The 15,200-nt window shown below is 41.6% G+C and carries 11 protein-coding genes and 1 pseudogene; 4 read left to right on the forward strand and 8 right to left on the reverse strand.

The annotated features are described in order from the left end of the window. Window positions 1-17: 17 nt before the first annotated feature. From G4P69_RS08980 to G4P69_RS08995, 4 genes are all read right to left on the reverse strand, one after another. Complete coding sequence (locus G4P69_RS08980; protein WP_208341682.1) at window positions 18-647, reverse strand: nitroreductase family protein; 630 nt, start codon at window positions 645-647, stop codon at window positions 18-20. 193 nt (window positions 648-840) lie between these two features. Next, window positions 841-2,787: a hybrid sensor histidine kinase/response regulator gene (locus G4P69_RS08985; RefSeq protein WP_208349423.1), complete on the reverse strand. Its 1,947-nt coding sequence runs from the start codon at window positions 2,785-2,787 to the stop codon at window positions 841-843. 13 nt (window positions 2,788-2,800) lie between these two features. Further along, the gene (locus G4P69_RS08990) at window positions 2,801-3,226 is read right to left on the reverse strand and encodes a response regulator (RefSeq protein ID WP_390691849.1); all 426 of its coding nucleotides are present in this window, start codon (window positions 3,224-3,226) and stop codon (window positions 2,801-2,803) included. 14 nt (window positions 3,227-3,240) lie between these two features. After that, window positions 3,241-4,665 carry a GAF domain-containing protein gene (locus tag G4P69_RS08995; RefSeq protein WP_208349430.1) on the reverse strand — a complete coding sequence of 475 codons (1,425 nt, stop codon included), beginning with the start codon at window positions 4,663-4,665 and terminating at the stop codon, window positions 3,241-3,243. A gap of 496 nt (window positions 4,666-5,161) precedes the next feature. Here G4P69_RS08995 and G4P69_RS09000 point away from each other — a divergent pair, with 496 nt between their 5' ends. The 4 genes from G4P69_RS09000 (at window position 5,162) to G4P69_RS09015 (ending at window position 11,123) form a co-directional block, all read left to right on the forward strand. Then, window positions 5,162-7,747, forward strand: a complete 2,586-nt coding sequence (locus G4P69_RS09000; protein ID WP_208349433.1) for an adenylate/guanylate cyclase domain-containing protein — start codon at window positions 5,162-5,164, stop codon at window positions 7,745-7,747. Between the two features lie 455 nt (window positions 7,748-8,202). Continuing rightward, window positions 8,203-8,745: a bifunctional pyr operon transcriptional regulator/uracil phosphoribosyltransferase PyrR gene (gene pyrR, locus G4P69_RS09005; protein ID WP_208349435.1), complete on the forward strand. Its 543-nt coding sequence runs from the start codon at window positions 8,203-8,205 to the stop codon at window positions 8,743-8,745. Window positions 8,746-9,016: 271 nt separating this feature from the next. Further along, window positions 9,017-9,811, forward strand: coding sequence for an LmeA family phospholipid-binding protein (locus tag G4P69_RS09010; protein ID WP_208346500.1), 795 nt, complete (start codon window positions 9,017-9,019; stop codon window positions 9,809-9,811). Window positions 9,812-9,827: 16 nt separating this feature from the next. After that, entirely contained in the window at window positions 9,828-11,123 is a 1,296-nt protein-coding gene (locus tag G4P69_RS09015; protein ID WP_208349437.1) for an APC family permease, read from the forward strand. 15 nt (window positions 11,124-11,138) lie between these two features. On the opposite strand, the gene G4P69_RS09020 is transcribed toward G4P69_RS09015, so the two are convergent. The 4 genes and pseudogenes from G4P69_RS09020 to G4P69_RS09030 form a co-directional block, all read right to left on the reverse strand. Beyond that, complete coding sequence (locus G4P69_RS09020) at window positions 11,139-11,915, reverse strand: MBL fold metallo-hydrolase (RefSeq protein WP_208345453.1); 777 nt, start codon at window positions 11,913-11,915, stop codon at window positions 11,139-11,141. A 183-nt stretch (window positions 11,916-12,098) separates the two neighbouring features. Beyond that, window positions 12,099-12,212 (reverse strand): annotated as a pseudogene (locus G4P69_RS40425) (histidine kinase); the annotation flags it as partial. Window positions 12,213-12,368: 156 nt separating this feature from the next. Next, window positions 12,369-13,760, reverse strand: a complete 1,392-nt coding sequence (locus tag G4P69_RS09025; protein WP_208345452.1) for a UDP-glucose dehydrogenase family protein — start codon at window positions 13,758-13,760, stop codon at window positions 12,369-12,371. A gap of 77 nt (window positions 13,761-13,837) precedes the next feature. Further along, entirely contained in the window at window positions 13,838-14,767 is a 930-nt protein-coding gene (locus G4P69_RS09030; RefSeq protein WP_208349438.1) for a UDP-glucuronic acid decarboxylase family protein, read from the reverse strand. Between the last annotated feature and the right edge of the window lie 433 nt (window positions 14,768-15,200).

Consider the following 15,200-nt stretch of genomic DNA (forward strand, 5'->3'; position numbering starts at 1 on the left):
TTTCTTCGCTACAGGGTTTAGCTTATGATCAATGGTGAAGTTTGGTTCCATTTGCCAGAAAATACAAAACTTTCCAAGCTTTTGCGATTACGCGGCGATCGCTCTCGTTCAAGATATTTTTCAGTTAGGGTTTCGGGGTTGCCTAAATAACCTAATGCGATCGCTGCCACCGGCTCATAAACCTGAGGAATGTTGTATACTTCTTTAGCCCTAGGTACATTAAATCCTGCCATTTGGTGGATAAATAACCCCAATGACGTTGCTTGTATCGCTAATTGAGCAGAAGCAGCCCCCACATCATGAAGAGCGTGGCGATTTTCTACACCATTCCGCTCAAAATTAAGCTTTGCTACCGATAACATTAATACTGGGGCATTTTTTGCCCAGGGCTGGTTGCCTTCCGCTAGGCAGCTTAATAGAAGATCAAATTCAGCCTGATTATCTCTCGTAGCTACTATATAACTCCACGGTTGCTCATTATACGAAGAAGCAGCCCACCTTGCAGCTTCTAAAACACTGAGTAATTTTTCTTGCTCAACAAGCCGTTCTGAAAAAGCTAGAGGACTCCAGCGTTTTGATATTAAATCGTGAACAGGGTACTGAGTATCAGCTGATTTATTTACAACTGAATGATCAACATTGTGCATTTGACAGTTAATGTAAAGTTATTTTTCCTTTAATTAAGGATAAAGATGGCTGATGTGCTTATCCTCTAGCTAAGGATTGAAATTGCTAGATAGCTACCTTTTAGATAAACTTTTAAGTACTCCCAGAAAACCTAAGAGCCCTATTTTCAAAATCTATATTATTTCATAATCTATATTATGTATTATCTGTTGCCTACTCACAAAAACTCTGGTGCAGTACCTTGTGTAGCGTAATCAGTAAGGCTTGCGTCGTGAAGGGTTTAGGCAAAAATTCTTGTATGCTAAGATTGATTTTGTGAGTATTAGACCAATTTGGCATAAGCCCACTCATAGCAATAATTTGTATTTTCGGGTTAATACGTTGCAATGTAAGAATTGTGGTATAACCATCTATACCTGGCATCATAAGATCAATTAACACTAAATTAATATCATCTTTGCATTGAGTATAGAGTGAAAATGCTTGAACACCATCATTAGCAGTTAAAACTCTATAGTTATGTTTTAAGAGTGTAGTTTTAGTAATTTCACAGATTGTAGCCTCATCATCTACGACCAAAATGAGTTCACCATTACCGTTTGGTAGTTCTCCATCTGCTGTGCTTTGGGGTTCAGTCAATTGACCACTTGGCAGATATACTTTAAACGAGCTACCTTTTCCTAACTCACTATAAACATTTACAAAACCGTTATGATTTTTAATAATACCTATTGCAGTGGAAAGACCTAAACCAGTTCCTTTACCTAGATCTTTCGTAGTGAAAAAAGGGTCAAATATTCGGTCTATAATTTCCGGTGCAATGCCAGTTCCTGTATCAGTAATAGTAAGCAAAATGTAGGGACCTACCTCAGCATCAACATGCATACGAGCATAGCTTTCATCAACCCAAAAGTTCTCGGCACTGATGGTTAATAGACCACCATCTGGCATAGCATCGCGAGCATTTACTACTAAATTCATCAACACCTGATGTAGTTGAGTCGCATCTGCAAAAACAGTCCAAAGATCGGGTTCTATATTAGTTTGAGTTTCAATAGATTTTGGGAAGGTTCTTTGAGCAACTTGTGCTACGTCAGAAAGTAAATGCCTAACTTGAACAATAGTGCGACTGACTGCTACTCCTCGACGAGTAAATGATAGAAGTTGCTTGACTAAATCAGCACCTCGCTTTGCACTACCTTCGAGCATCTTCAGTAGTTCCTGAGTACTCTCATCAAGTGTAGGTAACTTGAGAGGGAGTAGTTGAGCAACAGCCAAAATAGGAGTGAGGATATTGTTAAAATCATGTGCAATGCCTGAAGCCAGAGTGCCGAGGCTCTCCAGACGTTGGGCACTAAGAAACTGTGCTTCAAGTTGTTTTTTCTCAGTAATATCAGTGCTGACAGTCAGAATTGATTTTGGATTACTTGACTCATCGCGCACAATAGTCGAGCGACTTAAGACAATGACATCTTTACCACTTTTTGTGATTTGCTGCAACTCACCCTGCCACTTAGCTTCTTTGGTCAACATTGCTTGCATGACTTCAAATGCAGCTAAAGGTTGCTCATATCGGTATAAAAGATCAGTTACATCTCTGCCAATGACTTCTGCTGCTTCCCATCCATACAAACGCTCAGCACCCTTGTTCCAGAATAATATATGGTACTCCAAGTCTTGAACAAAAATAGCATCAGTGGCAACATCTAACAAAGCAGCTTGTTCGCGGATTTGTTGCTCTGCTTCCTGTAAAGCCTTTTCTGCAATATGCCGTTTATGCCGTTCCTGCGCCTCACGCATCTCGCGTTCTACGGCCGGAACCAAACGCGCAAGATTGCCTTTAATCAAGTAATCGTGGGCTCCAGCTTTCATTGCAGCAACTGCAGTGTCTTCACCAATTGTACCGGAAATGATAATGAAGGGTAAATCTAAGTTTTGGCTTTGCAAAACTTTAAGAGCTTCCAATGCACTAAAAGCAGGTAGACTGTAATCTGCAATCACGATATCCCACAGGTGTTCGTCGAGAGCTGCCAGCATAGTGTCTGGGGTATCGACTCGAACATAGTCTACAGTGTAGCCTCCACGACTTAGTTCCCGCAGAGTCAAGAAAGTATCATCTTCAGAATCTTCAACAATCAAAACACGGAGATGAAAGTGCATCTAGGCTACCTCACTAAATAGGTGGTGGTTCGTTCATCAGTAACCAGTACATCCCCAATTGCCGGATTGCTTCGCTAAATTGGATAAAATCGACTGGTTTACGAATGTAACTGTTACACCCCAAGTTGTAACTATTTAACATATCTTGTTCTTCGCTGGATGTAGTTAGAATCACTACTGGCAGCAGTCTAGTGCGTTCGTCTCCTCGTAAGCGACGCAATACTTCAATTCCATCAACACGGGGCAATTTTAGATCTAACAAAATCACTGAAGGCTTAGCACTGATATTTCGACCAGCATAAGTTCCAGTCCCAAACAGATAATCTAGAGCTTCTACACCGTCATGAGCGACTACGATCTCATTGATAATTTTGTTGCGCCTAAGAGCTCGAATAGCCAAAGCTTCATCATCAGGATTATCCTCCACGATCAAAATCATTTTGTTGCTCAAGATCATCCCCTTGCCTCCTCTGCTACTAATGTAAAATAAAAAGTAGCTCCTCGTTCCACAGATCCTTCTGCCCACACTCGACCGCCATGGCGATGGACGATTCGTTGCACTGTAGCTAGTCCAATACCATTACCTGGAAATTCATGCATCCCGTGCAAACGCTGAAAAGGTCCAAATAATTTGTTGGCATAAGTCATATCAAAGCCTGCGCCATCATCACGAACAAAGTATACTGGAATATCCGTTTCGGTATTGGTTGCACCAAACTCAATTCGTGCTTGGGCGTGTTTTGATGTAAATTTCCAAGCATTATTTAGCAAGTTCACCAATAACACTCGCAACAGGCGGATATCCCCTTGAGCTAGGAGTCCTGCTTGGATGACAAAGTCTACACGCCGCTCTGGCTGACTATGCTGGAATTCATTACAGATGCTGCTAGCTAACAAACTCAGATCTACAGGTTCCAATTGTATATCGCTGCGTGTTACCCGAGATAGATTCAGTAGGTCATCGATTAATTGTCCCATCCGTTGGGAGGCTCCTCGAATTCTCCGGAGGTAGTCCTGCCCCATAGCATCTAACACATCATAGTAGTCTTCTAGCAAAGCTTGGCTAAAACCGTCAATACTTCGTAAAGGAGCACGCAAGTCATGAGAGATAGAGTAGCTAAAGGCTTCTAACTCTTTGTTCACTGCTTGTAGTTCAATGATTGTTCGTTGTAGCCCCTGATTTAGAGATTTGACTTCCTGCTCAGCCTGTAAACGTTCTAGTACTTCAGCCTGTAACTCAGCTAAGAGTTCTGCATGTTGAAGAGCTACCCCCAGATGGCTAGCAATTTGGCTGACGAATTCAATTTCTATGGGCTGCCATTCTCGGGGAGCGTGACACTGGTGAATACAAAGTAATCCCCAAAGCTTTTGACCTTGCAAAAGTGGTACTACGAGATTAGCTCGAACCTGAAATTGCGACAAAACTCTAATATGACAATCACTTAAACCATAACTATATATATCTGCAACTGCCTGAACACGACCCTGTTGATAATAAATTGCAAACTGCTCTCCAAAGCAGTGATCGTGAACTTTTTGCCCCATAGCTGGTCTAAAAGCTGGATCTACGTCTTCAGACACAAATTCCCCATCATCCGCGCCTGAATCTGGATAGAAGCGAAACATCCCCACTCTATCTGCCTGCAATAGTTGGCGAACTTCCGTAGCTGTAGCTTTAAAAATTTTTTCTAAATCTAGGGGCTCCCTCAGGCGAGTAATTACACGGAACAGCGTTTTCTGCTGCTCGACTTGAAAATGCGCTTGATTTCTTTGTTTTTCTAAATGTTGGAGTTCGCCTGCTAATATCTGTTGAATTTCTTCAAATGCCGCTTCATTTCGACATAAACCCCGCAGCTTTACCAAGATCTCTGGATTCATAAAAACTTTTAGCTATATAGCGGATTACATCTTGATGCAGAATACAACATCTTTCAAAAGCTAACAACTGTTTGCCTCTTGGCTCTATATGTTTAAATCAAGCAATGTGAGTGTTACGTAGCAAAGGGTTCGCACACAAGTGCTTTAGTTCTTTTGAACAATTAAATCGATATTAAGTATTATGTGGCATAAATTCTTTGAGAACATAATATTCATGAAATTTTAAGCTGTTGAAGTTATGATAGTGTATGGCTGCTAATATTGCCGACACTGTTGTTATCCGTAGGAATTGTATATTTTATTTTCTAGAACTGCCTAAGTGTCCTTGTGTCGTGGGGATTAGATATCCCCGTGTTCTCTTCAGATGACGCTTAGTTTTCGACAGATTAAACTGTAAATAATATTACATCAGGTTACTTGTAGCAATGGTTACTTTTTCTCTATCTTAGCATACTTAAACACAGATAAAATCTAAATTCTAGATCAAAAACCAATTATGTCAGCTTATCAATCTAGTTGCGGTGAAACCGCCGATTTGATTATTGGTGTTGGCAATAAACAAAACCGTGACTTGCAGTACAATACTGCTCCTGTGGGTGCTCTTGCCAAACAAAAAGGAACTATATCTACCTTTCTTGCTCCTCTAACTCAGGATACATTTAAACAGGTTGTGGCGGAAGTTGAGCAAAAGTTAAAAATTGTAAATCAAACTCTATCCATGCTCGATTCCCAAGGGTTTGAAACAATCCTTCAAGAAATGTTGCATTCCATAACCTTAAAAACTGGGGAGTTATTAGGTGCAGATCGAACAACAATATTTTTATTAGATGAAGAAAAGAAAGAACTTTGGTCGATTCTGGCTGAAGGGGAAGGCGATCGCTCTCTAGAAATTCGCATTCCAGCAGATAAAGGTATTGCTGGTGAAGTTGCCAGCGATAAGAAAGTTATTAATATTCCCTTTGATTTTTACACAGATCCACGCTCAGTCTTTGCTCAACAACAAGAACAAATAACTGGGTATCGCACTTACACAATGTTAGCGTTGCCACTGTTAAACGAACAAGGACAATTAGTCGCAGTGGTTCAATTACTGAATAAATTAAAACGCCCTGACATTCCAGAAGCTCCTATTTCAGAACGTATTGATCCTCGAGGCTTTACTAGCACTGATGAAGAATTATTTCAAGAATTTGCTCCTTCTATCAGGCTGATACTAGAGTCGTCACGCTCTTTCTATGTAGCAACTCAAAAACAAAGAGCAGCAGCAGCGCTCATGAAAGCGATCAAGTCTTTGAGTCAGAGCAGCCTCGATCTAGAAGAAACACTCAAGCGAGTCATGGATGAGGCAAAAGAATTGATGAATGCCGATCGCAGTACTTTATGGTTGTTAGATCCTGATGCAGATGAGTTGTGGACAAAAATCACTCAAGACGATGGCTCAACTAAGGAATTGCGTGTACCAGTAGGCAGAGGTTTTGCAGGTATTGTCGCTGCATCTGGCAAAAGGCTCAACATTCCCTTCGATCTCTATGAGCATCCAGATTCGGATACAGCAAAAAAAATGGATATAGCTAATGGCTATCGTACCTGTAGCTTACTCTGTATGCCTGTATTCAATGCCGATCGCCAATTGATTGGTGTGACACAGTTAGTAAACAAAAAGAAACCTGGTGATTTTCCTATTTATGACCCCAGTTTATGGCCAAAAGCTCCTGAATGTTTTCAGGCTAGTTTTGACCGCAATGACGAGGAGTTCATGGAGGCGTTTAATATTCAAGCAGGTGTAGCGTTGCAAAACGCTAAGTTGTTCGCGACTGTTAAACAGCAAGAACAAATGCAACGAGATATTCTCCGGAGTCTCTCAAACGGCGTCATTTCTACTAATAAAAGTGGACAGATTATAGCCGCTAATGAAAGCGCCAAACGCTTGCTTGGTTTGGAAGCAGAAGAACGTTTAGAAGGTAAATTAATCACTGATATTATCAGCATTAAAGAAAGCGATTTTAGCAAGTGGTGTCAAGCTGCTTTGAATGCAGCCGAGTCAAAATATCGCGAGCAGTACTATCCTGATCGCACTCTTGTCTCAACTAGAGAAAAGCACCGCAGTGTTAATTTATCAATTAACACAATCGCCGATGCTAGTGATCAGCAGCAAGTGCGTGGAGCGTTGGTAGTGATGGATGATATCAGCGACCAAAAACGCCTCAAGAGTACAATGTATCGTTATATGACCCAGGAGTTAGCGGAAGAATTATTGAAATTGGATGACGCTAAACTAGGGGGCGATCGCAAAGAAGTTTCGATTTTATTCTCTGATATCCGTGGCTACACCACTTTAACAGAAAACCTAGAAGCGGAAGAAGTGGTCAGTATGCTCAACGAATATTTTGAATCAATGGTAGAAGCTGTCTTTAAATATAAAGGCACTCTCGACAAGTACATTGGTGATGCCATCATGGCTGTGTATGGCTCCCCCTTAGCCTTACAAGAACACGCTTGGATGGCTGTGCAAACATCATTAGAGATGCGCGATCGCTTAAAAGAATTTAATGCACGTCGTTATGCAGATCACAAACCAAGAATTAACATAGGTATAGGGATCAACTCAGATACAGTCATTAGCGGAAATATTGGCTCTAGCAAGCGAATGGAATTCACCGCTATTGGCGACGGTGTTAATCTTGGCTCCCGCCTAGAAAGCATCAGTAAACAGTACGGCTGCGATATTATTATGAGTCATAATACTTATCAACCTTGTAAAGATTTTATTTGGGCTAGAGAACTAGATTACATTCGCGTTAAAGGTAGAAACGAGCCAGTCGCTATATATGAACTTCTGGGTTTGCGTTCCGACTCCATTAGTAGCGACAAACAGCAGGTGGTTGAGCACTATCATAAAGGGCGTCAGTATTATCAAAATCGCCAGTTCACCTTTGCCAAAAGTGAGTTCGCTAAAGTTTTAGAAATCAATCCAAACGATCAAGCAGCAACATTGCATCTGCGTCGTTGTCAACACTGGCTACAACAGCCACCATCTGAGGCGGATTGGAACGATGGGGTTTGGACGTTTAAAGATAAATAATGGGAATGGGGCATAGGGCAGGGTGTGGGGTGTGGGGTGTAGGGGAGGAAAAAATGCCTAAGCAGTACTAATTCCTTGCAGCTAGCAATTGACCTAGATAATTCTGCTCCTCTGCTCTCTCGCTCCCCTGCTCCCTGCCCCCTTCCCTTGCGAGTATTTTTCGTTAATGATAAAGATAGGATTAGGAGTGTGGCACCGCTAGTTTCCTCTGGGGCGCTACGCGCGATGCGAAAGTCAAAAATCAAAAGCCAAAAGAATTGTATTCCTGGCTGTTGCTCCATCTAAAAGACGTAGTATTCTTGCAATTTTTCGTTTTCCATAAATGAATTGGGGCTCGTGTCCCTGTTTATTTTTTTTTGGAATTTTGAATTTTGACTAGAGGCTAAGCGACACTCACTATCGATTACCAACCAACCATTACAATGGTATAATTCGTTACTCAGGGTTACCGAGCTATGAAACTGTCTCTCAAAGTAGTTGAAATCCTCTCACCTGAAGAACTTCGTCGTACCGTAACTCGTCTTGCTTCTCAAATTATAGAAAAGACTCGTGATTTATCTGACCTAGTGCTAATAGGGCTTCATACAAGGGGTGTGCCATTAGCGGAATTACTAGCGCGTCACATTCAAGCGCTTGAAGGTGTCCCAATAGATGTGGGAGCGTTAGATATTACATTTTATAGAGACGACCTTGACAAAATTGGATTGCGTACTCCTGCAAAAACTGATATTCCTTTTGACCTTACAGGGAAAACAGTGGTTATTGTAGATGATGTCATTTTCAAGGGTCGTACAATCCGTGCTGCTTTAAATGCGGTAAACGAATATGGTAGACCAGAAACAATTCGTTTGGCTGTGTTGGTAGACAGAGGACATCGTGAATTACCAATTCATCCAGATTTTATTGGTAAGAAACTTCCCACTGCTAAAGACGAGATTGTCAAGGTTTACTTACAAGAGCTAGACGGAAGAGATGCAGTGGAGTTAATTGGCGATTGAAAATGGGCATAGAGCAAGTGGGCATGGGGAAGAAATATTTTCATCCCCTAGTCGTAGGTGTCTTGAAAATAGGTGACAGCTACTACTCGTTGTTATAGCAAGTTCCCCTGCTCAGGGGGCTAAGAGCGGTTGGGTGTGTTCACAATAACTCTCTCTCATCAGACATCTTAGCTATACCTATCAGCACAATAAATCATCAGAAGGTTGCTGAATCGGTTACAATTTGTTACAAAAATACAAAGAACTTCTATAGAGAGTAGCCAAAACCAACATGTTAGGCGGACTTACTGGTTTTACAGATCCCAAAAGCACAGACTGGGGAGAGCGAATGCTCAACACAGTCGCTAGCCAAACGATTCGCCACCTGTTTACCAAAAGCGAGTCAGTGGAAGTCTCTGTTCGCTGCTTTCCTTCTAGCAAACTCTTGCAAGGGAGCATCGACAGCTTCAAAATGAATGGTCGTGGCTTGGTTATCCGCAAAGATTTTGCAGCCGAGGAAATTTCTATAGAAACCGATGCTGTTGCTATTGACTTTGGCTCCGTTCTAAGCGGAAAACTGCGCCTAAAACAACCAACCCAAGCAGTTGCTCAAGTGATTTTAACAGAAGCAGGGATCAATCAATCCTTTAAAGCTGAATTGGTTAGAAAGCGCTTGGAAAACTTGACCATACCAGCCTTGACAGAGATATCTGGTGGTCAACCAGTTACCTTTAGTGATGTGCAGGTGCAGCTATTACCTAAAAATCAGCAACGGATTTCTGCAAAAGCAGATTTAAATAATGGCGAACTCGTACCCATAACTATGACCTTAACTATAGGTATTGAGAAGCGTCGCCGCGTTTCATTTAAAAACCCTGAAATTGAACTTGATCAAGTCCCAGAATCACAACGGGATATTTCTCAAAAGTTAAGCTTAGCACTAGCAGAAATTTTAGATAACATGGTAGATTTAGATCGATTTGACCTTGATGGAGTAAAAATGCGGCTAAACCGCTTAGAAACGGATGGTCAAAGGTTGATATTTAGCGGTTATGCCGAGATAGAACGTATACCACAAAATCCTTAGATAAAGGAGATGTCTCGTGTCACTGAGAACTTCACCGCAGCAGTTGCAACGCGAGTTAGGGGTTGTAGGTGCAACTGTGATGGGTTTGGGTTCAATTATTGGTACTGGAGTGTTTGTCAGTATTGGCATAGCTGCTGGGATCGCTGGTAATGCAGTGGTCCTAGCTGTTGTTGTTGGCGCACTAGTAGCAACTTGTAACGGGCTAAACAGTGCGCAACTGGCTGCTAGTCATCCTGTCAGTGGTGGTTCTTATGAGTACGGTTATCGGTATCTGAATTCTTGGCTTGGCTTCACAGCAGGATGGATGTTTTTGCTTGCTAAAACTGCCTCAGCTGCCACGGCGGCTTTGGGTTTTGCTGGCTACTTACTGAATGCTATGGGTTTGAGAGGAAGCTCTTTGCTCATTCCTTTGGCTTTAGCGTCTGTTGTCATCCTAACGGGAATTGTTTTAAGTGGAATTCGTCGTTCTAATGTCGCCAATATTTTGATTGTATCTGTATCTGTACTATCTTTGATTTTTTTTATTGGGGCAGGAACTCCGTTTGTTTTAGCATCTGGTGCTGAACACTTCACACCTTTTTTTAAAAGCTCTATCGGCTCAGTATTTCATGCCAGCGCTTTGATGTTTGTCGCGTATACTGGTTATGGTCGCATTGCTACTTTAGGAGAAGAAGCTAAGGAACCGCGCAAAACTATTCCAAAAGCGATTATTATTACAATGATATTGACCATGCTGCTGTATGTAGTAGTAGCAGTGGTTGCCGTAGGCTCAGTAGGGGCAGAAGTTCTTGGCGAGTCAGTATCATTAGGACAAGCTGCGCCTTTAGAAGTTGTAGTTCGAAGGCTTGGTGTTTTAGGAGGATCCCAAATATTAGCAGTTGGCGCGATCGCTGCCATGTTAGGAGTGCTGCTAAACTTAATTTTGGGCTTATCTCGTGTATTGCTGGCGATGGGACGACGCCACGATATGCCAAGAATTTTTGCTCTTGTAAATGAATCACAAACTACCCCAGTACCAGCTACCATCGCGATAGGCATTGCGATCGCTGTTTTAGTTTTGATTGGTAATGTCAAAACGACTTGGTCATTCAGTGCCTTTACTGTTTTGATTTATTACGCAATTACTAACTTAGCTGCATTTTGTTTACCACCCAATGAAAGGCTTTACCCTAAATGGGTATCATTGGTTGGTTTATTAGCCTGCCTATTTCTTGCCTTTTGGGTAGAACCGTTTATTTGGCACCTAGGTTTAGCGCTGATTGCTGCAGGCTTGATTTGGCATATCGTTGCTAATAAATTGGTGAACGAGTAATATTATAAGATTTTCTTATACAAGAGAGCGTTTTTCTAATTCGAGTTGTATGCGATCGCCTGCTTTCGGCTCAATAACTTCTGTCGACAGGTTTCTATCTGCAAGTAATGTACGAAATTCCTCAATGCTTCCCTTCGGCTGAAGTACAGAAGGTAACAAACCTTCAGAAACCACTTCACCACCAACAGCTGTTGGTAACATCACTTGAGGCTTCAACCACTGAGCTACTTCCAAAGCATTTTTCCCACCCTTAATAATTGATCCAATCACAGGTAAAGCTAGATCTGTAAGTGGGGTGATAATAACATCTACTGGCGCGGCTTCCTTCAGTTCCGGAGAATGATTTCCGTGAGGTTCATAGTAGATCTTAAAGTTGCTATTTAACTCAGTGAAAAGATAACCATTCTCTACCAAATCGAGACCAACCAGAGATCCGCGAGTCGCCTTAATTGCTAGACTCTCATTTAAAGTGAAACTTTCACCATGACTGAGTGCTGTTACCTGAGTATAACCTAACTCTTTTACTACCTTGGCAGCATTAGGAGAAGCTACAACCGGGATTGCTTTGTCAAGCTGTTTAAGCGTCTCTGGGTGAGAGTGATCTTCTAATCCTTGAGATAGTACAATTAAGTCAACATTTTGTGGTATTGGATGTTCTTCTGTATGAGTTGCCTTGAACAACCAATCCCAATTATTAAAGGTTAACGTACCAACTAACCAAGGGTCAAGGAGTATCCGTTGACCTCCGATTTCAATCAGCCAACTATTAGTGTTTAACCAAGTTAAATGCATAACCACCCACCCAAGAAATTATTGGTTCGTCGTTGCGCAGTAAGCGCCTGCGGCTTCCCCGTAAAACCCTGCGGGCATAGCTGCGCGACGCGCAAAGCGTCTCCGAAGGAGAAGGGGTAAGCACTCTTCTCAATTTATTTTACAAAAAATAGGGTGTTGGGTGTAGCGGGTACCTCCTCTGAACAACCCTGTACCCTTACCAGGCGGTTTTGTCGTGAAAAATGGATCAAAAAGCTTTGATTTGACTCTTTCGGTAATTCCTAACCCATTATCTGCGATCAAGATTAAAACTTTGTCGTTGATTAATTAAGGTCAATTAATAGATTACGAGTACTATAAATAGTTTTCCCATTAGGCTGGTAATATTCAGTAGGTCACAAACATTTTTCGCGCACAAATACAAGGGCGAACGCCTAACGGCGTTCGCCCCTACGTAATTTCTAGGATCTCAATCTAACGTCCAACGCCTACGTATTGGAAGCCAGCGCGTGCCATCATTTCAGGATCGAGGAAGTTACGACCATCAATTATGACTGGATGGCTCATTAATTGTGCCATTTTGGTATAGTCCAAATGGCTAAACTGTTGCCATTCGGTTACAAGTACCAAAGCATCACATCCGTCAGCAAGTCTTTCAGCATCGGTTTCAACTAACACACCAGAAAGTCCGTGACGCATTCCAGTTTGAGAAACAATAGGATCGTATGCTTTTACTTTAGCTCCCAAACGGTTCAATTGCTCAATCAAGTTAAGTGCTGGTGCATCGCGCATATCATCAGTATCAGGCTTGAAGGTTAAGCCTAACAATCCTACGGTTTTTCCTTTGAGAATTTTCAGAACTTGTTGAAGTTTTTCAACAGCAATCAAGCGCTGACGTTCATTGACGCTAACAGCAGCTTTGAGTAATTGAGCTTCATAACCGTAGTCATCAGCAGTGTGAATGAGTGCGGAAACATCCTTGGGAAAGCAAGAACCACCCCAACCGATACCAGCATTTAAGAATTTGTTACCAATACGCGAGTCTAACCCAATACCTTTTGCGACTTGACAAACGTCAGCACCGACGCGATCGCAAATGTTAGCAACTTCGTTAATAAAACTAATCTTAGTTGCTAAAAAGGCATTAGCAGCATATTTAATCATCTCTGCCGAACTCAAGTCTGTAACTAGTACTGGCACTGGTGGCAAAGATGGATTGTCAGCGTACTTACGCTCTACAATTGGAGCATATAACTCTTGCATCATTTCGAGCGCTTTAGGACTATTGCCCCCTATTACGATCCTATCGGGGTTAAAGGTATCGTAAACTGCAGAACCTTCCCGTAAAAACTCTGGGTTGCTTACTACATCAAACTTACCTGCAATCTCAGGTAGTTTTTCTTCAACTGATCCACCACCTGAGGTTACCAGTGTTTTCTGACGTTCAGCAATGCCATCCAAAACAATCATCCGCACCCAGTCGCCTGAGCCGATTGGCACTGTAGATTTGTTGACAATAACCTTGTATCCACCATTTAAATGACTACCAATACTCCTAGCTACAGCTTCAACATAACGAGTATCACTTTCACCAGTTGGTAAAGGCGGTGTTCCCACAGCAATGAATAAAATCTCACCGTGTTCAACTCCTCCAGCAATATCCGTGGTAAACTGGATTTTCCCAGAACTAATGGCAGACTGGATAATCTCTGAAAGGCCAGGCTCAAAAATCGGTGATTGCCCAGACTTCATGATCTTGACTTTTTCTTCGTTATTATCAACACAAATCACGTCGTGTCCGATGTGCGCCAAGCAAGCACCTGTAACCAGACCAACGTAACCAGTACCAATCACGCAAACTCGCATTTTGTTCAATTCCTCGTTTCTTTGGGGTTAGTTTTCGATTTTTTTTAGTTGTTAATAGGACAACTACAACTATTAACCTATTTATTTAACCGAGAGCGAAAATCTTCTATAGTCAGTTTTAACCCCTCTTGCAACGGAACGGTAGGTTCCCAATTTAGCCAGGTTTTTGCTTTGGTAATATCAGGGCGACGACGACGCGGATCGTCAGAAGGTAATGGCTCAAACTTGATTTTTGCGTCAGGATTCACTAAATTTTGAACATTTTGCGCTAACTCTAATATTGTATATTCATCGGGGTTTCCTAAATTTACTGGCCCAATGTACTCGCCATTCATCAGCCGCATCAGTCCTTCTACCAAGTCTGACACGTAACAAAAACTACGAGTTTGAGATCCGTCTCCATAAACTGTTAAAGGAATACCTCGTAACGCCTGAACGACAAAGTTGCTGACTACCCGACCATCATTTTCTAACATTCGTGGGCCATAAGTATTAAATATTCTCGCCACGCGAATATCAACTTTATTTTGCCTGTAATAATCAAATGCTAGTGTTTCCGCAATTCTTTTACCTTCATCGTAGCATGATCTTATACCAATAGGATTGACGTTACCCCAATATTCTTCACTTTGGGGGTGAACTTCTGGATCACCGTACACTTCACTAGTTGAAGCCAGTAAAAAACGTGCTTTCACTCGCTTAGCCAAGCCGAGCATATTCAGTGTGCCCATCACACTGGTTTTAACGGTTTTAACTGGGTTGTGCTGATAATGTACTGGGGAAGCAGGACAAGCTAAATGGTAAATCTGATCAACCTCTAAGCGTATAGGTTCAGTGATGTCATGGCGGATCAATTCAAAATAAGGATAATCTGTCCATTTAAGGATGTTACGTTTATGACCAGTATAGAAGTTATCCAAACAAATAACCTCATGTTTTTCAGCTATCAGTCGCTCAATTAGATGTGAACCAATAAACCCAGCTCCGCCCGTCACCAATATTCTCATAATGTCTCAGTTCGTTAACAGATAATTATCATTGCAAAATGTATTCTACTTTTCTTTAGAATACCCAGTTTTTCCATGAAAACACAGAAACAAATCAAGGTTTTTAAGGAGTTTCGTTAGGAAAAGAGCAAATCGTTTGGAGGTACAATTTTTTTATGTTTATTTTTACTAAGATTACAGAATTCCCTTAGAAAATTAACAAACATTGCCTGTCTACAGTAACGGTTTGGATAATAATTTACCAAATCTTCAAGAATATAAAGTTTTTTAGCTTATGGAACAAATTTGAAGGAAACGATAGGATAACCTAAATAGTTTACGTACCATGTTCTTATGGTCACACTACCTCAGCCGAGAGCGCTCTGATTGTTTCAAGAGTTTGGTAGTTCTCCTCATTTCACCAATTGTCTTACATAGATTAATGATACAAGCA

The sequence above is a fragment of the Aetokthonos hydrillicola CCALA 1050 genome (assembly GCF_017591665.1).
Lineage (GTDB): Bacteria > Cyanobacteriota > Cyanobacteriia > Cyanobacteriales > Nostocaceae > Aetokthonos > Aetokthonos hydrillicola.